This is a genomic window from Nocardia inohanensis NBRC 100128, from assembly GCF_001612945.1.
Lineage (GTDB): Bacteria > Actinomycetota > Actinomycetes > Mycobacteriales > Mycobacteriaceae > Nocardia > Nocardia inohanensis.
On the sequence record NZ_BDBK01000012.1, the window covers coordinates 186,863 to 204,397 of the forward strand.

The window sequence follows — 17,535 nt, forward strand, 5'->3', positions numbered from 1 at the left end:
ACTCAGCCGCTAGCCAGGCGATGAATCTCCGCCGCGACCTGCCGCGCGGTTTCGGCGCAGGCGCTGGTGCCGCCGTCGGTGTACTCCTTCACCGCGTCACCGACATTCCACAGATTCGGGATGGGAGTTTCGCGCGGCAGGTCGTAGCCGGGGACGGCGCGCTGCGGAGGCCAATCGTCGCGGGTGACATTGATGGACAGGATGCGGGCGGCATCGAATCCGGGTATCTGCTCGCGCAGATCCTGTAGCACCAGCGCGGTTTCGGCGTCGGCGTCGAAGTCGCCCACGGAGGGTTTGGGGACGCCGCTGCCCACGTACAGGTGCCAGCCCTCGGGCGCCATCTCCGGGCAGGTGGCGGTGAAATTGGCGATGTAGCAGAGTCTTCGGGTGCGGGCGAAGCCGAGCAGGCCGGGGGCTTCGACGAGGGGTTCGCGGCTGGCGAAGTTGACCGAGATCATGGCGCTGGGCAGGTCGCGTTGCAGCACCGTGCCGACGTAATCGGCCGGGAAGTGCTCCAGGCCGACCAGGTCCAGCGTCGCCGACGGTCCGATATCGCTGATCGCGAAACGGCAAGTGACGTCGACTGTTTCGCCGCCGCGGCGAATGCTCGCGCCGGTGATGTGCCCGTCCCGCACATGCAGCCGCGTCACCTCGCTCTCCAGCCAGACCGCGCCGCCGTCGCGCTCCACCGCTTCGGCCAGCGCCCGCCACACCCCGATGGTCCCCTCCGGGCAGAACCCGAACTTCTCCAGCTCCGGTTTGTGCGTGAAGTAGTTCAGGAACACCCGCGCGGGCAGTTCCTCGGAGCCGACGGCGAAGACCGATCCGCACATATTGCGGAAGATCCCCTGCACCGCTTCGTTCTTGGTGTACCGCCGCACCCATTCGGCGGTGGAGAGTTCGCGCCCGGGCGTGTCACCTTCCCGGTCGGTATCGAGTTCGTCGAGCATCTGCGCGCCCTGCCGCGCCAATTGGGACAGCAGCAAACCCCAGCCGCCGCTGGTGACATCCACGTCCCGGCCGCCGATCCGGTACAGAATCGGCGGATCGGCCGGTCGCACTTCGAATTTCGCACCCACCTCCGCGAAGGTTTGCTCGGTCACCCCGCCGAGCTCGATCACGATCGCGCCGTTGTTGACTGTGAAACCGTCGATCATATCGGTGGAGGCGCGTCCCCCGACCCGGTCCAGGCGTTCGGCCACCAGTATTCGATAGCCCAGATGCGCCAGCCTGGCGGCGGCACACAAACCGCCCGCTCCGGCGCCGACAACGACTGCGTCCCAACTGTTCTCGCTCATGGCGAGGCTCCTCGAAATAGCTCAGCCCGCGGGGTTCACCCCGGGTTGCGCGTCGGACATATCGGTGATGCGACTCCAATTCTCCCGCACCTCTTCCACCGTGGGCACCTCCGGAAACAACACCGGTTTGCCCGCGAACAGCTGCACCCGTTGCACCGTGCCGCCGCCCACGATGAGCACCAGCCCGGTGTCCTCACACTCCTCACTGACCAGGTAACCCACCACGGGTGCGACATGGGCGGGTGGAAGCTTCTGCAACAGGTCGGCGGGCGCGATATCGGCGGTCATCCGGGTGGCGGCCATGGGGGCCACGGCATTGACCGTGATGTCGTATTTGCGGCCCTCGATGGCGAGGGTGTTCATCAGCCCGACCAGTCCGAGTTTGGCGGCGCCGTAATTGGCTTGGCCGAAATTGCCGAACAGGCCCGAGGTGGAGGTGGCCATCACGACCCGCCCGAAGCCCTGTTCGCGGAAGTAGCCCCAGGCGGCCTGGGTGACGTTGTAGGCGCCGAACAGGTGCACGCGCAGCACGTCTCCCCATTGTTCGGCGCTCATCTTGGCGAAGCTGGTGTCGCGCAGGATGCCCGCGTTGTTGACGATGCCGTGCACCGCGCCGAACTCGCGCACCGCGGTGTCGACCAGCGAGCGCGCGCCGTCGACGGTGGCGACGCTGTCGTAATTGGCCACGGCCACACCGTCTTCGGCGCGGATCTCGTCGACCACGGTGTCGGCCATGGCGGTGCCGAAGCCGGTGCCGTCGCGTTCGCCGCCGAGGTCATTGACCACCACCAGCGCGCCCTCGCGCGCCAGCAAACGGGCGTAGGCGCGGCCCAGACCGCCGCCCGCACCGGTGACTACAACGACTCGATCGGTCACGCCAGGCATGATTCTCCCTGCGGTAGTGTGGTTTTCGCGAGGGTCGAATGACACACCGGTACAGGGGATTTCGGCCGATGGGGGTGCGCGGGACCGGTTCCGCGGTGCTGACACGCGGTAACCGTGGTTCGTCGCTGCCGACCACCAGTCCGTGCACGGCGGTCACCTTCCTTCGATTCCACCGTACGCGTTTCGACGCGGCGACTCGCCCGTTATGCGGGTCGAATTGCCTTGTACCGCCGAATACTCCGGGTGGTCAGCAGTGCGCGGCGGTGAGGGCGAAGCGCTCCACCTCCTGGAGATGGCCGCCGGTGGCTACCGCGATGGTCAAGGCGCCCGGGCACGCGGCGGTGAAGGGGACGGTGGCCGACCACGCGCTGTCCTGGCCGCCCGCGGGTACACCGCTCGTCTCACCGACCGGTCGGGTTGCGTTCAGTTGCAGGATTCGCAAATGCAGGCTCTCGTCGACGCCGGTGATCCGTCCGGCGATCGTGACCGGTGAGGTGATCCGCGCGCCGTATCCGGGCGAGGTGAGGCTCAGGGTGCGGTCTTCGGTACCGACGACCTCCCACGGCGCGTCGTCACCATTGCCGAGCTTGGCCAGGTGCAGCATGGCCGCGGGCACCGGGACCGCGTTCGGATTGGCGAAACCGACTGTGACCCAGGCTTCGTCGCCGCGCACGGTGGTTTGCAGGACCTGGTCCACGCCGGTGTAGCCCAGGTAGCCGGTGGTGAAGCTCGAAGCCGTGGCGGCGGGTTCCAGATGCCAGGGTTGATGGCCGCCGTCACGGTAGGAGCGCTGCCATTCGGCTGCCGCCGCGGCGTCGGCGAAGGGCCAGAGCGGCTGGAAGGCGAAGGTTTTCGGGCCGGAGGCGGTGGTCGGCCCGGTGCCGCCGGTGGCGGTCGGCACCGTGGTGCTCGATGCCTGCCCGGGCGCGGGCCCGTTGCCCGAGGTGGTGACGGTGCGGTCGGTGCTCTGCCCGGTGGTCGTCGCGGTACCGGTCGATTCGTCGCCGCTGTCGCGGATCATCGTGAAATACAGCGTCACCGCGAGGGCCAGTACCACCGCTACGGCGGCGATCACCAGCGCCGGTGTCGCCGGCCGACGTCCGGGCGGCTGGGATTCGGTGCTCATGATCCAGCATGCCCGATTCCGTCCCGCCACACTCGTCGCAGTACTGGACAGTCGATATGTTGGAGTGGTGACGCCATACCTGCACCAGCTCTACCCCGCACTGGCGGACACCCTTCCGCACCTCGCGCTCAACGCCGCCCCCACCCCGGTGCGCCGCCTGACCTCCCTCGACACCACCGGCTCCGAGCTCTGGGTCAAGGACGACAGCGTCTTCGGCGACGGCGGCTGGGGCGGCAACAAGGTCCGCAAACTGGAGTGGCTGCTGCCCGACGCGCGGCGGCTGGGCCGGCGCACCATTGTCACGGTGGGCGGGCTCGGCACCAATTGGGGCCTGGCGACCGCGCTGTACGGGCGGGAGCAGGGCCTGAAAACCGTACTGGCACTGGTGGATCAGCCGGTCGACGAGCATGTGCGCCGGCAATTGGAGCGGCTGCGGGCATCCGGCGCGCAGCTGCATTTCACCCACACCAAGCTGCGGACCGTGCTGGCCGCGCCGTACCTGCTGGCTCGCGGTTTCTCCGGGCGGACACCGCCCTACCTGCTGCCCGCCGGGGGTTCCTCACCGGTCGGTGCGCTCGGATACGTCGAGGCCGCACTGGAACTGGCCGCCCAGGTTCGCGCGGGCGAGCTGCCCGAACCATCGCATATCGTGACCGCGGTGGGCTCGGGCGGCACGGTGGCGGGTCTGTCGCTGGGTCTCCGCCTGGCGGGGCTGGCCACCCGCGCGGTCGGCGTGGTCGTCAACGACACCCTGCGGCTCGACGAACCGACGCTGAACAGGCTGGCCACCCGCACCGCGAACCTGCTCCGCGCCCGCGGTGCGAACATCCCCGAAACCGTCACCCGCACAGCCAATCTCGACATCGTCACCGATTGGCTGGGGCCCGGCTACGGTCAGCCCACACCCGAGGCCCGCACCGCGCAGACGCTCTCCGCCGACCTCGAGCATCTCACTCTGGAGCCGGTCTACACCGCCAAGGCCATGGCCGCGCTGCTCGACCTCGACGCCCATCACCGGCTGACTCCCGGGCCCGTCGTCTACCTCAATACCAACGGGCCCCGCTGACCGCGTTCAGGCGTGCGCCGGTGCGGCGAGTTTCGCCGCCAGGAACTCTTCCCAGGTGCGCACGCCGACCGCGCGATCGAGGTTGAGGTTGCCGCCCTCCTTGTAGGCGCGCGCCGCCTTACCGGGCGTCTTGATGGTGATGATCGGCCGCTGCTTGCCGACCGCGTCCAGGTATCCGCGCACCAGCTCTTTCATCGTGTAGACCTTGGGCCCCGCGATGTCCGGCACCAGCCCCTGCGGCTCGCCGAGGGTCAGCTCCACCAAACGTGCTGCCACCTCGGCGGTTTCGATCGGCTGGAACCGGAAGTCGAAGGCGGGCACCACCGGCAGCTTGCTGAGCGGGCCCATCATGGTGAACAGCAGATCGTGGAATTGGGTGGCGCGCAACGTGGTCCACGGCAGACCCGACTGCTCCACCACCAGCTCGGCGTCCCGCTTGGAGGACATGTAGCCGAGCATCGCCTTGTCCAAAGCACTTTCGACCGGCACCCGCTCCGCCCCGACCACCGAGATGTACACCAGGTGCGGCGCCGCGCCGGAATTACGCACCGCCTCGACCAGCGTGCGCGCCTTGTCCCCGTCCCCCTTCTGGCTCCCCGCCAGATGCAGGATGGTGTCCACGCCGGCCACCGCCGCCGCGATCCCCTCCCCCGTCTCCAGATCCCCCGCCACATATTCGATGCCGTCGGCGGTACGCGCGGTCCGGCTCAGCACCCGCACCGTCACCCCGGCATCCAGCAGCAGCGGCGTCACCTGCTTACCCAGCGTCCCCGTTCCACCGGTGACCAGAACCGTCTGCGCCATGATGATCAACTCCTTGTCGCCGAGCCCGCGACGCCGTGCTCCCGGCGTCCTACCTCGAAGACGAGATGCCTCCCGCCGGTGTGACGCGGTGTGACCGGCCACACACCGCCCCGCGTTTCGTACCCTGTCCTCATGCCCGTCTCCGCCCCCACCTCGGACCTGACCCGCCTGTGCGACCTGCTCGCGGGCCGGCGCATCGCGGTCCTGACCGGTGCGGGCATCTCCACCGACAGCGGCATCCCCGACTACCGCAGTCCCCACGCCAAACCCCGCACCCCCATGACCTACCAGCAGTTCGTCGCCGATCCGGTCTTCCGCCAACGCTATTGGGCCCGCAATCACGTCGGCTGGCGGTTCATGGACGCCGCCCGCCCCAACCCCGCCCACCGTGCCCTCACCCAGCTGGAACGCGCAGGCATAGTCACCGGCCTGATCACCCAGAACGTCGACCTCCTGCACACCAAAGCAGGCCACCGCGCCGTAATCGACCTACACGGCATCTACCTCCGAGTCCGCTGCCTGTCCTGCAACGACCTCACCTCCCGCCTGACCCTCGCCGACCGCCTCGAAGCCGCCAACCCCGGCTTCGCCGCAGCCCACCCCATCGACGGCCTCGAAGTAGCCCCCGACGCCGACGCCGCCATCCCCGAAACCGCCACCTTCCGCATGGTCGACTGCCTCCGCTGCAACGGCCTCCTCAAACCCGACATCGTCTACTTCGGCGAACCAGTCCCCAAACCCCGAGTAGAAGCCGCCTACGCCATGGTCGACGCCGCCGAAGCCCTCCTCGTAATCGGCTCCTCACTGACCGTCATGTCCGGCCTCCGCTTCGCCCGCCACGCCGCCAAAACCGCCCGCCCCGTAGTAATAATCAACCGCGGCCCGACCCGAGCCGACGCCCTGGCCACCCTCACCCTCGACTCCGGCTGCGCCCCCACCCTCACCGCCCTCGCCGAAGCCCTTGCACCCAACCGAACTGACGCAACCGCGCCCAAATATTCCAGGTAGTCCCCTAGCGACCCACCGAGGCCGGATCCCGCCCGAAGGTCGAGCGGGCCGGCACCCGGGTAGCCGGTTATCGAATTACACGGATTACCTGTACTTCAGATCAGCGGCTTGTTCGGTTATGGTTCCAGCGATGGAGAGATTTCCCATGGAGTCCAGCATGCCGATGATCTTCTTCGAACTCCCGTGGTATGTGGTGAAGAAGAACTTGTTAGCCTCCTGACTGGTGCTCCAGTTGGTATTGACCGACAGTTCGATACTCGATGGTGAGCTGATGAGCACATCCTTCCGAGGCGACTGCGGATAATACTCATTCTGCTTCAACTTCACCCGGCCGTGCGTATCGCCCGAACTACCGTCGGACGCAATACCCAAGTCGATATCCGCCATTGTGATCACTTTCCTCGATAAATAGGACGGCTACTGGTAGCCGAGGTTGGTCTGCCCTTGATTCAAGCGGCCGGCGATGTAGAGATTGCCACTGGAATCCAATATGGCGACGATCTTCTTCGTCTCCCCCCAATAAGTCGTGAAGAAGACCTTGTCTGCCTCCTGAGTCGAATTCAAATCAGTGTTGATCGACAGTTCGATACTGTTCGGCCCACTGATGAGAACATCCCTTTTCGGAGAGGTCGGATAGCACTGGTTCTGCGACAGCTTGACGCGGCCGTGCGTGTCACCCTCCTGCCAATCGGTTGCCAGGCCCAGATCGATGTCGGCCATGAGGTTCACCTTCCTTGAAAGCCAGATCTCTCGGGCTACTACGTGTACTTGAGATCCGTGCAGTTCTGATACAGGCGCCCGGCAATGAAAAGCTTCCCGTCGGAATCCAAAATCGCGATTATCTTCTTCGTTCCCCCAACGAACGTAGTGAAGAAGATCTTGTCCGAATCCTGCGTGACCTCCAAGTTGGTATTGACCGACAACTCCATACCGACCGGCCCACTGATCAGCACATCCTTCTTGGCCGAATTAGGATAACGCTGGTTCTGCCGCAATTTGACGAGGCCATGCATCTCCCCGTCCTCCCAGTCGGTTGCCAGCCCCAAATCAACATCGGGCATGATTCATCACCTTCCTCAGAATTCCGAGGCTTGTCCCCGGCGCTCGGGCGAAGCACCATTGCTCCAAGGATTAGGCGGCACGAGTGGCCTGCTCTGATGCTCATCAGTATAGGCCCGCAAATCTACCCCGGAGACACTTTTGAACAAGTGACCGCATCATCCCACCCATTCACGTCCCGGATGAGAAATAGAGAAACCAGTCCCTTTGTTTCAGAATGACGTCAGTACTCACGCACCGTATCGGCGTAAATCCACCGCCGCTCGCCGCTACATCCACCGGTAGCCCGCATAGCGATCGCAACCTCGCGATCCACGTCGTGCACAGAGGCGAGGCCGACGACCCCTCCATGATGTCCTCTCGCCGACCAGACCTGCTCTGCTGGAACCGAATACAGCGTGAGAGCCCGAGTCCGGAGGATCAACGCCCCATGACATCAGGGCGTCGAATCCAGCTCGCCACGAAATACTCCGCACGCCAGGCCGAACCGGTGTGCAGCCGCCCCTGGAAGCGGTGCCCGATCGCTGCTCCTGCCAACACCTGCCAGGCCGCCCGGCCAGTCGCGGTCATCCGGAGTCCTCTCGGGTCCAGACGTGCGAGCGCATCCGAATCAGCCTGTGCCAGTGCCCGTCTCACCTCACTGTCACACAGCTGAGCGCGATTTCGATTGCGCCGTCGCTCCGCAGCGGCCATACTCGTCAATCCCTCGCCCATCACGAGCATGGCAACCCGCTCCGCCCGCCCCGCCAGCTCCCGCCCGAGCAACAAGCACTCCCGAGGTGATGCGTTGAATGCGATTGCCTGGTACACAACGTCCGCGGTCATCAGCCCTTCCCCTTTACCGGTGAGCATCAACCAATACCCGAGCGTCAACGACAACGGGAGCGGCTGCGGCTCACCGAATCCCTCCCATCCGTACTCCCAGCAAATGCCCTGCGCCAACAAACTCCCGTAAGCACCGGCCGGATCGAATGTCCTGGTTCCATGGTCACCGCCCACAATCACAACCAGCTCCGCCGCCCTGGCAGCAGGTGTAGTGGACTCACGCAACGTGTTGTACACCGGGATCCCAAGCTGCTGAACCGATTCCGTACACGCGGAGCGCAACTTGCCCCATTTACGCGAAGCCTTACCCGCCACATCTGGAATCAACATCATCGGATGCGGGCACATCGCGGCCGAGATCAGAGGCACAACTACTCCTAACGATCATGATCCTCACCACCTTGACAGACGCACCGCGGACACGGCACCCGGAGCTTGCAGCCGGCGCGACACGGTGGCGCGAGAGCTCTGTGGCGATGTGCTCGATTTCGGCGACGGTGATCGCGGTATGGAGAGCACGACAACGATCCGGAAGGCTTCCGTCAGAGAGCTCTGGAAAGAAGGCGAAGCACCCCGGCGTATCAGGATCGCGCGAATCACAGGCCATGTAGCCGCGCGTGCCATCGCTGGTATTCACCTACCGCGTCGGAGCCACTGCCTGTGACCTTCCGTCGCGATCTCCAGGACGGCCAGGATGAGGTCGTCCATCGAACGTGAATCGGTGCAGCCGAAGGGTTTTCACGCCTCCGGGTTCATGGCCCCGCCCTTCACCGACTGCAGCAGACCCCACTCGAAGTGTGCGGTGCAGGAGCGTCGGCGTCCCGATTCGGGATCGGTAGCGTCGAAGTCGATGAGAACGTGGTGGTCTCCGAAACCATCGAAGTGATGGAACGGCCCCAGCTCGGTGTTCTCGAATTCTTCCTGGGTACACGCCCACGGTGTCAGGTCCGCGACCGTTTCCAGGCATGGCAGTCGAAGTCCGGATCTGCGGATGAGCCGCCGAAAGACCGGACCGGGTTTGCGTGGGATCTCCATCAGTTCGATCTGCAGGCCAGGCCAGAACGACAGATCCCAGCGGGCAAATCGAGCGATATGCGACCCCTCCGGGTGCGGATTCTTCGATTCCGGTGTACCCCAGGCCGTCTCGTATTCGGCGAGCGATTCGAAGTTGTTCACCGCATCCGCCCACCACCAGCGCTTGTCGGCGATCTCTGTGTCGGCTTGCGTGGCGCCGATGCGATCGAGCAGATCCGCGGCGTGCGCCGGAGCGGTCCTGCACATCACGTGCAGCATCGACAGCTGGTAATCATGCAGTGTCGTCACAGGTTCGCCGGTCATAGCCTCTCCCCGGTCGGCGGAAATCACTTTCGAACCTAGCAGCGTCGGCACCATCGCGTTGTTCGTCGACTTGGCCCCAACGACCAAGTCAGGCGCGTTCCCCTCGATCCCCTGACTGGTGAGCGCACCGCCGAACGAGCGAGGACGAAACTGCCTGCCGTGGCAGACGCGAACCAACTGTCCGAACTAATTGGCCTCCAATGCTTTTCAATGTGAACGCCGGGGATTCAGTTCCTGCGCAACCCTGCGCGGATGTCGGCAACGTTGGCTGCGGCGGAGCCGATGTTGTCGATGAGAATCCGAGGCTCGGTAAAGGGCTCCCAGCGCCGAGCTCGCACCTGTGTCCAGGTCGGGTTGGCTTGTCCCGGCCAGTCGGGAGTGCGTGCCTCCACACGGCGACGATGTTCGACCGCATCGGAGCAGATCACCTCGACCCAGTGCAGCCCTACATTCGATCGGCGGGCGAGGTCGCCCCACGTATTCCGAGCCGCCTCGATGTTGTTGCAGGCATCGATGACCACCGAACGCCCGCCCCGCAGTTGGTCTTCGGCTACCCACGCCGCGGCGACATAGCCGACCGGGTTTTCCTCGAACGGCATCAACGTCGACACGATCGCCGCCTCGATGGTGTCGATACGCAGGAATGTCGCTCCCACCTCGTCGGCGAGGGCACGGGCCAACGTGGTCTTCCCGCATCCCGGTAGGCCGGCGAACACCACCAGAGAAGCTGTTCCGACTGCCATACGGCTGATCTTATGACCCTCGATCGATCGTGGTTGTCGGGTGGATATCAGATCCCAGGTGAACGTTCCGGCGGCTGGGTCTTGGTGAACTGCAACGAGATGTAGGGCATCGACGGTGAGGGTTGCCGTGATCTCGACGGAACCGCCTCGGATGAGCACAGCCCGGCACGCACTATATTTCCGAGTTGAGCATGTTGGTTGCAGTCGGTCATGGATTGGTTGTCGGTGCGGCTGGCTAAGATTCGCGGGATGTCACAGACCCTGACTGGCGGCTGTCTCTGCGGCAATATTCGGTTCTCCGCGACCGGAGACCCGGACTTCCCACATCTGTGTTCGTGTACGCATTGCCAGCGACTGTCGGGCGCGCCGGTGATGTCCTGGGTGTCTTTCCCAGAAGAGGGATTCGAGTGGACCGGTGCCGGTGGGGAGCCCACCTGGTTCGAGACGTTCCCCCAGGTATGTCGAGGATTCTGCCCGCTGTGCGGATCAACCATGGCGTCCAAGGGGGATGAGGCCGGGCTAATCGGGGTCACGATGATGGCGTTGGACGATCAAGCCGGCCTTGTACCGGTCCGGCAGAGCTTTGCTCAGAACGCAGTCTCGTGGCTTCCCCCGTTGACATGACTGCGGGGGTGCATGATCTACGACAAGCACAAAGGGACCGGCGGGCCGCCGTCCCTATCCGAGAGATCGCTGCGGCGGCAGTTGGGGTGCGAGGGGACGCGCGATACGAAGAAGTATGTCGCACAACTGCTCTCGGGTTTGGTAGCGGCGGTCCCAACTACCCACCTCCATCTCCACCGCGCCGACCAGGGCCGCGGATCGCTCACCGAAAGGTGTATCGAACACCAGGTTGCAGGAGTGCTCCGGCGAGGTGACCTGCGGCAGGCTCATCGATCGGCGGCCCGCCACGTTGATCGGGGTGAAGGTTTCATGAAAGCCCGGGTAGTAGTAGGCGCGCTGGAAACTGCTCTCACCGGCACTGATCGTGAAGTTGTAGCCGTCCTGGCTCCACATGCAACTCTTGTACGATTCCAGAGTGCTGAAGCCCTCGTGGCGCTTGGCGGCCGGGTCCAGTCCGGCCTGCGCGATCGCCTCGTCGGAGATGGTGCAGGGATCCCACACCGTGATCGGCGTATCGACCGCGGGGGCGCCCGGCGCGCGGGTGTCCGGTGGCAGCTTCCAGCCGAACTCGGTGCGGGGCATGATGTTCGGGAGTTCGGCAGCCAGGACGGTCACCAATGCTTGCGCGCTCGATCGCAGGTCGGCTTGCAGATAGCGCGAATGCAGCACCGGCACCTGGTTGCCGCCGGTCCAGTCCACACCGGCGGTACGGATGTCGATCTGGAGGTTGGCGATTCTGGCACTGGCTCCGGCCCGATCAGCGTCCAAGAACCCGGTCCCGGCCCAACTGACCGCCTCATCGCCCACGCCGAGCAGCGGCGCGGTGTCATCCACCTCTGACGCTGGCGCACCGGGCTTCAAGGTCGGGGTGATGGTGCGGAAAGGGCGGTGGATCGCGACGTTGATATCGATGGTGCGCGAGAGCGCCCCGGCGGCCGGCACACCGGGCCCGCGCGGCATCGGGTCCTCGAACACGATCCGGCACCCGACATTGCGAAAACCGTCTCGGGACTCGGCATCCGTGAGCGTCAACGACTTGTTGGCCTGGTACAGATCGGCGGCGACGATCTCACGCAGAGTGGAGGCGATCAGGGGTTCGAGCTCGCCGCACGTCGGCGGTGAAACATATCCGGTGTAGGAGTTGTCTTCGGAATCGCCTCGGCCGCAACCACTTCCCGCCACACATATTCCGATCAGCACCAGGGAGAGCGCGATCCGATCGATGACCCTGGACATGCCCCACCCCGTTGAACTCCTGCCGCCGGTATCCCCCGGGCGATGTGGCGGTTGATCTTGCCACAACTGGGGCCGCTCACCCCATAGTGCGGAGCCGTCGACGAGCACGGCGCACGATTACGACCACATTCAGACCCAGAGCCGCCGCGCCCGCGAACGCCAGCGCACCGAGCACGAGCCCGCCCAGTGAAACCAACAACGCGCCGCACACCACCAACACTGCTACCAGAAGCAATTCGAAAAGCACACCAAACGCCACCACCCACAGCACCATTCGTCGCCGCCGCACTATTGCGGCATCGTCATCCCCCACTGATCTCATGGCGCGACCGTACCGGCTCGGCGGGCGATCACACCACCGGGCGGGTTCCGTTGTGCTGTCGAGTGGATTCACGCCTGCGAGTGATACGAGGACCGATATTCGAGACCGAGTGCGCTACGCGATCCGGCGAGCGGCTGTCGATGTTCGAAGCCGTGTTCAGGGTCGCCCACAGTGCTGTTCAGCTGGGCCTTGACGCCTCTCTGCTCGTCGGCCGGAAGAGACCAACGCACTTGAAATGCCGAATTGCGTCAAGCGATTACGCGAGTCGACACCCGTACGTACCTGCACGCAGGGGGCCTACCCGTGGGCAGTTCACGAATCGGTCATAACGGGTCGTGTTGTGTCCATAGACATGATCAAACGAGCAGTTCCGACTATCCTCACCGCTGCGGCACTTATCTCGATCCCCGCTGCGATCGCCTCGGCCGCGCCGGGCACCGGATCGTTCGGCGGCGGCAACTCCGTGCCCACCGATTCCTGGGGCGACTTCTACTCGCTCGCCGAATGCAACATCACCGGATCCACGATGAAATCCAACGACTCGACCATCCGCACATGGAACTGCGTCGAGGGCGTCGACAAGGCCGGATACACCTACTGGCGACTGTTCACCTACGGCTACTGAGAGGTATCGACATGCTTGTTGGCAAAGTCTCAAGGCTGGCAGCGCTTGTCGTAGTCGCGGGGGCGCTCACCGCAGGGGCGGGTGCCGCCGGCGCCGCGCCCGTCGTGCAATGCCAGGCGATCGGGTGCGAGCCGACCACGTTGCCCGCCCCTGAATCCCACAATCCGAACGCTGAAGCGCCGGGTACGGACATGCGACCGAACGGCACCGATGGCAACTGCGGCAAGTACGCCTGCCAATGGAAATGACTCGCTAGATACGCGGAAGGCCCCTGCCTGCGCTCGTGATGAGCCTCCAGCGTTGGGATCTCGACGAGCTCTTGGCGCGCTGACGGAACCGGCCGGCGCGGGCGGGGCGACGCTCAACGGCCGTGCTGATCCGGTGCCTTGAGTTCAATTACGAGGCTCGGTCGGTTTACGGCAGCGGGAACGGGCGGCTGGGCATGCAAACTTGGTTACGGCGTCGCGGGGTTTTTCCACTTCTAACCAAGCGTGTTCGTTCAACCCATCGACGCAGGGAACCGACCGCCGGATCTCGAGCATCGGCCCTCACCCCGGGATCGCACTGTCGATCAGAGCTGATCGCGTCGCATGAACGCCAGCGTGTACGCGAAGTTGTTCTGCTCCTTGTCGCGATCCAGCATGCTCACAAGACTCCAGCCCTGACCCTCCAACCATTCGATGGCGTCGGTCATGGCCACGATCGGCCCGAAGAACGCCTGATCGAAGTCGGCCATGGTCGGAATGAACTTCTGCTGGAGCGGCGCCTTCGTGCTCAATACCAGGTATCGGCGCGAATACGACCGCAAATCGAACGCGCCGTTCAGCAGCGCGTAGACATCGACAATCGGCGATTGCGGGTGCGGGGTGGTCACGGCCCCATCCTGCATCAAGATCACTCGCTGGATGTATGCCTCCTCGACATCCATGGCAGAGAGAGTAATTCGCAGCTGGCAGCACGGGCAGGTCCCTGCACCGAAACGAATCCAACGGGAACGTCCTCGACTGCCGATGGGCGGGCCCGAGGGATCGTCGAGCGGCTGGGCGAGGAAGTCCTGCTGTGGCCGCTGATCGAACCGGTTGGTCGATGACTAGTTGGTCGATGAGCCCCGTAGTGCGACAACGATTGTCATGCTGACAGCGGTGGTGGCTATCGTCAATTCGTCGCGGACCCACGACATGACCCAGACCCGCCTGACCGTAGGCGAAAGCGGTCCGAGCAACCGGGGATTGCGTATCTATCGGATCCCCGTTCGTATGCTGGCGGCGTGAGCGACTTGGCGTATTTTCTGGCGGCGTCTGAGCAGGGGTTCCCGCTTGATGTGGACGAGGTGGTGAATTCCTTGATCCAGGAGGGGATTCTGTTGCCGGTCGACTGGTCCGGCGAGGAACGGACCGGACAGATAGCGCAATTCGTGGCGGGTCGGGTGACGGCCTTCGGGAAGGACCGCACGGTTGTCGCTGCCGTCGAATCCGCGGCTCAGCAAGCGGCCGGGGCCGACCTCGAACGTGGTGAACACGTGCCGGCGATTCTGCGCGCAGTGGATGAAGCCCTGGCGAGTGCAGGGTTGGCGCTCGGCGAACTCCGCTCCGGCGACGACACCTACCGCGTTGGCGTCATGCGCCGCACGACGGCCTCCAGTCTGGCGTGGGGTGTGAATCAGCCTTCTCCCGAGTTGCTCTACATCATCGACTGTCCGTGCGGTGGCATGAACGTGTGGCAGCTTCCCGCCACGGAAGTGAAACCTGCGGAGGGCGAGTGCGACTCGTGCGGGCACGACTTGTTCGATTCCGCCGGTACCCCGATCGTGCCCATGGTCGTGGAGCCCGTCCGCTGAGGTAGTCCGTGCTTGCGAACGCGGATCCGATGCCGACCGAGCCCACGCTACTGCCTGTTCTCGCCACATTAGGCGGACCGACACAACGAAGGCGACGGTGCGGTTGCGGCGTAGTCATTCGCCGCGCTCCGCACCACGTCGACCGAGCACGTCGAGGACGCGGTTCGCCCATTCGCGGGTTCGTTCGTTGTCGCTGTTGGCTGCTGAGACCGGGATGCAATGCCACGACGGTGTGTTCAGCAGGGACCAGTAGCCGACTCGCAATGCTGCCAAGGTTGCCCAGTCCGGCGCAGTCACGTTGGGGCGACCGTCCAGAAAGCAAGCGAGGGCCCACGCCCAGCGATACCGATCCGAGCTCGGAGCGAGTCCGCGTACGTGTGAAAGATAGTCCGTGAGAACCTGTTCGGCCTGCCCGTAGTCCCACAGGGTGCCTCCCATGCCGTCACACCAGGCCATGGTGGACATCAGCTCTCCGGTGTGGTCGATGAGCGTCTCGTCGGCGTCTGGTGCTGCTATGGCTGTGTGGACCGGTGCGGCACAGGAGACCTTGTAGGCGAATTCGCCGGTGAGGTCGTCACCGTTGCACGCTTTGCGCAGTAGCCAAGGCTCGGCTGCGGGGTCACCTAGCTCGCAGAGGGCATAGACCAGGTACACCCGGCCCCAGCCCGCAGTGCGGTCAGCGAGCCAGATGAGGTTCGTCGTGGCATCGGGAAGCCGGGCAAGAGCCTGGGCGGCGAGCAGCCCAAAGGTGTTGGACAACAATCCGATCGTCTGGATCAGCCGGACGTCTTGTTCGGTCCCGGCGACGGCGAGCAACGCCATGCCGAGCACGGTCGGGTTCTGATCGGTGCTGGTGAGGGTGAGATGACGGCCGAGCTCACGGGCCTGGCCGGGGTCCGCGCGACTGATGGCCTCTCGCACTGATGGCCACAACGCACTCTCGATGTCGTACTCGATGACCTCGCGGTAGAGCTTTGCGATGTCGCGGTGTCGGGTTGGGGCGCTGAAGTATTCATCGATGAGTCGGCTCGTGCGGATGCCCCGGAAATCGGATTCGTCGTCACTCCCGCGGCAGCGGTCCCGGCGGTCGGCGTCCGGATATGGTCGGCCCGCACGAGGCAGTGGAATGTCCGGGTACCTGCGGGCAAGAGCACGCGCATGGTTGTAGAAGGTGGTTCTGCGGCTGGGCTGGGCCGAGCCGGTGGGCACGCTCATCGCGCGGTGGAGAACTCGATTCTTGCGATCATGAGAGCAGATCGTGACAGGCATTGCGGGCCTTGGCAAACGGTTCGGCAACCAGAACGAATTGGTCGAGTCGCGCGGTCACGGGAACGTACTGATCTGCCACGACCCGGGCATCCGGAACCGGCGCGGGCTCGGCCTGCGAGTGCACGCACATGCCGATTCCAGTGCGCACGAGGTCGGATCTTAATTTCGGTCGACCAGCCGAAACACCTGGCCGACTGCTCTGGTGTATCCAGCCCGCGCCGCGTCGACGATGAGTAGATCGGCCCGTTCAACGCGGACAAACCCCAAAGTGGACGAGTCACCGATGTCGATGGAGTACAACGCCAATCCTGCCGCCCTGCTTCGGCGCGCGGCCTCGCTCAGATACAGGGCAGCAGCATCAGGGTCGGGTTCTACGAAATCCTCGGTGAGTTCCGGCTCCCAGGATGCCAACGGAGACAGGGCAAGATGTCGCAGGCGTCGATGGATCTGTTGCGCGCTGGCACGCCAGTCGAATCCGACCACCAGCGGATCCAAGCCCCACAGTTCGCCGGTGAGTCCCACCAGGACGGCTTCACGGGCCAGTTCGTGCGGGGACCAGGAAGGCACATCCAGCCAGTCCGGAAAATCCCGGCGCAGCTGCTCGGGGAACTTGAGAGCGTCCGATACCAGAGAGACCAACGAAAATGCCCAGTCCTCGTCCGGGGCCAGTGTGACAGCCAACGACATCAACGCATGTCCGGCCGACATCCGCGCAGGTGAATACGCCGATTCAGTGATGACGGGCTCTGGCAACGGTACCTCCGAGACTGCGCGATCTTGCTGCTCGACGAGAGCCTAGACGTGAGCCCAGGCAATTGGTCACCAGGCCGTCGCGAGCCCGTGACGTACCCTCACGCCGCGTGGCGCGCGGTGCGAACCGGCCACGCGGCAGCGCCGAAGATCAACGCGCCGAGGCAATCTCGGCCGGGCCGAACGTACTGAATTGCCGATGAACGCAAATGGCGTTGTGGCCCCGAACACATTGGTTGCTGAAAAGTTGCGATGATGGAAGTTGTTTGTTGTTCTGAGGTGGTTGAAGGTTAGATTCGATCACAACATTCGGGGTGGATGCACATTTATGTTCAGATCTTTCGCTCTCACTGGTAGTTTGCTGACCGTTGGCTATTTCGGTTGCGCGACCGCGTCGGCGGAGTTGGTACGCAGCCCCGATCACGTGGTCACCAAACCCACCGTCGACGGCTGGACCGCCGAAGCCTCGCTGATCGACGTCGTCGTGAACACGGTGCCGAATCTGGCCCGATCACCTTGGTCGCGAGAAGCTTTCATCGATGCGGTCACGGTTGGGTGGTGAGGTCAACGGCAGTTACACCAGTTCTGGGAGTTGGTGTTGCACGAGGCGCAGCCGTTGGCCGCGGGGCCTTCATTGACCGGTGGATTCTCCGGCGCGGTGACCTTGTCGTCCTTGACCTCTTCGCGCCGCTGCCCACCGCACTCGGACGACCGGAGCCG

General features: G+C 64.5%; 22 protein-coding genes. 6 read left to right on the plus strand and 16 right to left on the minus strand.

The genetic code is table 11. The features are described from left to right. Positions 1-2: 2 nt before the first annotated feature. From NI1_RS23510 to NI1_RS23520, 3 genes are all read right to left on the minus strand, one after another. Positions 3-1,298 carry a phytoene desaturase family protein gene (locus NI1_RS23510; RefSeq protein WP_067824705.1) on the minus strand — a complete coding sequence of 432 codons (1,296 nt, stop codon included), beginning with the start codon at positions 1,296-1,298 and terminating at the stop codon, positions 3-5. Between the two features lie 21 nt (positions 1,299-1,319). Next, entirely contained in the window at positions 1,320-2,183 is an 864-nt protein-coding gene (locus NI1_RS23515; protein ID WP_067824707.1) for an SDR family NAD(P)-dependent oxidoreductase, read from the minus strand. A 247-nt stretch (positions 2,184-2,430) separates the two neighbouring features. Further along, entirely contained in the window at positions 2,431-3,309 is an 879-nt protein-coding gene (locus NI1_RS23520; RefSeq protein WP_245663372.1) for a Gmad2 immunoglobulin-like domain-containing protein, read from the minus strand. 67 nt (positions 3,310-3,376) lie between these two features. Here NI1_RS23520 and NI1_RS23525 point away from each other — a divergent pair, with 67 nt between their 5' ends. Further along, positions 3,377-4,375 (plus strand): 1-aminocyclopropane-1-carboxylate deaminase/D-cysteine desulfhydrase, encoded by a 999-nt coding sequence (locus tag NI1_RS23525; protein WP_067825293.1) that lies wholly within the window; start codon positions 3,377-3,379, stop codon positions 4,373-4,375. Positions 4,376-4,381: 6 nt separating this feature from the next. Here NI1_RS23525 and NI1_RS23530 read toward each other — a convergent pair whose 3' ends face one another. Then, complete coding sequence (locus NI1_RS23530) at positions 4,382-5,179, minus strand: SDR family oxidoreductase (protein ID WP_067824711.1); 798 nt, start codon at positions 5,177-5,179, stop codon at positions 4,382-4,384. 132 nt (positions 5,180-5,311) lie between these two features. Between NI1_RS23530 and NI1_RS23535 the strand changes: the two genes are divergently transcribed. Further along, positions 5,312-6,187, plus strand: coding sequence for an NAD-dependent protein deacetylase (locus tag NI1_RS23535; protein WP_067824713.1), 876 nt, complete (start codon positions 5,312-5,314; stop codon positions 6,185-6,187). Between the two features lie 84 nt (positions 6,188-6,271). Here NI1_RS23535 and NI1_RS23540 read toward each other — a convergent pair whose 3' ends face one another. From NI1_RS23540 to NI1_RS23565, 6 genes are all read right to left on the minus strand, one after another. After that, positions 6,272-6,574, minus strand: a complete 303-nt coding sequence (locus NI1_RS23540; RefSeq protein WP_067824715.1) for a DUF6342 family protein — start codon at positions 6,572-6,574, stop codon at positions 6,272-6,274. Between the two features lie 30 nt (positions 6,575-6,604). Beyond that, positions 6,605-6,907 carry a DUF6342 family protein gene (locus tag NI1_RS23545; RefSeq protein ID WP_067824717.1) on the minus strand — a complete coding sequence of 101 codons (303 nt, stop codon included), beginning with the start codon at positions 6,905-6,907 and terminating at the stop codon, positions 6,605-6,607. Positions 6,908-6,945: 38 nt separating this feature from the next. Continuing rightward, positions 6,946-7,248: a DUF6342 family protein gene (locus NI1_RS23550; protein WP_067824719.1), complete on the minus strand. Its 303-nt coding sequence runs from the start codon at positions 7,246-7,248 to the stop codon at positions 6,946-6,948. A 418-nt stretch (positions 7,249-7,666) separates the two neighbouring features. Further along, positions 7,667-8,440, minus strand: coding sequence for a class III extradiol ring-cleavage dioxygenase family protein (locus NI1_RS23555; protein WP_245663373.1), 774 nt, complete (start codon positions 8,438-8,440; stop codon positions 7,667-7,669). A 369-nt stretch (positions 8,441-8,809) separates the two neighbouring features. Continuing rightward, complete coding sequence (locus NI1_RS23560; protein WP_067824721.1) at positions 8,810-9,409, minus strand: hypothetical protein; 600 nt, start codon at positions 9,407-9,409, stop codon at positions 8,810-8,812. 227 nt (positions 9,410-9,636) lie between these two features. Further along, entirely contained in the window at positions 9,637-10,152 is a 516-nt protein-coding gene (locus tag NI1_RS23565; RefSeq protein WP_067824723.1) for a P-loop nucleotide/nucleoside kinase family protein, read from the minus strand. Positions 10,153-10,401: 249 nt separating this feature from the next. Between NI1_RS23565 and NI1_RS23570 the strand changes: the two genes are divergently transcribed. Continuing rightward, positions 10,402-10,776 carry a GFA family protein gene (locus tag NI1_RS23570; protein ID WP_067825297.1) on the plus strand — a complete coding sequence of 125 codons (375 nt, stop codon included), beginning with the start codon at positions 10,402-10,404 and terminating at the stop codon, positions 10,774-10,776. Positions 10,777-10,830: 54 nt separating this feature from the next. Here the strand turns inward: NI1_RS23570 and NI1_RS23575 are convergent, their stop codons facing one another. Continuing rightward, positions 10,831-12,012, minus strand: coding sequence for a DUF3558 family protein (locus NI1_RS23575; protein WP_067824725.1), 1,182 nt, complete (start codon positions 12,010-12,012; stop codon positions 10,831-10,833). 76 nt (positions 12,013-12,088) lie between these two features. Further along, on the minus strand, positions 12,089-12,286 hold the full coding sequence (locus NI1_RS23580) for a hypothetical protein (RefSeq protein WP_157535286.1): 198 nt from the start codon (positions 12,284-12,286) through the stop codon (positions 12,089-12,091). Between the two features lie 400 nt (positions 12,287-12,686). Here NI1_RS23580 and NI1_RS23585 point away from each other — a divergent pair, with 400 nt between their 5' ends. Beyond that, positions 12,687-12,959, plus strand: coding sequence for a hypothetical protein (locus NI1_RS23585; protein ID WP_067824729.1), 273 nt, complete (start codon positions 12,687-12,689; stop codon positions 12,957-12,959). A gap of 571 nt (positions 12,960-13,530) precedes the next feature. Here the strand turns inward: NI1_RS23585 and NI1_RS23590 are convergent. Beyond that, entirely contained in the window at positions 13,531-13,887 is a 357-nt protein-coding gene (locus NI1_RS23590; RefSeq protein ID WP_067824731.1) for a hypothetical protein, read from the minus strand. Between the two features lie 339 nt (positions 13,888-14,226). Between NI1_RS23590 and NI1_RS23595 the strand changes: the two genes are divergently transcribed. Further along, positions 14,227-14,796 (plus strand): DUF6630 family protein, encoded by a 570-nt coding sequence (locus NI1_RS23595; RefSeq protein ID WP_067824733.1) that lies wholly within the window; start codon positions 14,227-14,229, stop codon positions 14,794-14,796. Positions 14,797-14,910: 114 nt separating this feature from the next. Here NI1_RS23595 and NI1_RS23600 read toward each other — a convergent pair whose 3' ends face one another. Genes NI1_RS23600 through NI1_RS23605 form a run of 3 tightly spaced genes read right to left on the minus strand, consistent with a single transcriptional unit; the run spans position 14,911 to position 16,818 of the window. Further along, positions 14,911-16,011, minus strand: a complete 1,101-nt coding sequence (locus NI1_RS23600; RefSeq protein ID WP_067824735.1) for a hypothetical protein — start codon at positions 16,009-16,011, stop codon at positions 14,911-14,913. Between the two features lie 28 nt (positions 16,012-16,039). Beyond that, a complete protein-coding gene (locus tag NI1_RS38115; protein WP_157535287.1) occupies positions 16,040-16,213 on the minus strand; it encodes a hypothetical protein in 174 nt (57 codons plus the stop codon). A gap of 11 nt (positions 16,214-16,224) precedes the next feature. Continuing rightward, on the minus strand, positions 16,225-16,818 hold the full coding sequence (locus NI1_RS23605; protein WP_157535288.1) for a DUF6630 family protein: 594 nt from the start codon (positions 16,816-16,818) through the stop codon (positions 16,225-16,227). Positions 16,819-17,173: 355 nt separating this feature from the next. On the opposite strand from NI1_RS23605, the gene NI1_RS23610 reads away from it, so the two are divergent. Further along, entirely contained in the window at positions 17,174-17,377 is a 204-nt protein-coding gene (locus tag NI1_RS23610; RefSeq protein ID WP_067824739.1) for a hypothetical protein, read from the plus strand. The last annotated feature ends 158 nt before the right edge of the window (positions 17,378-17,535 follow it).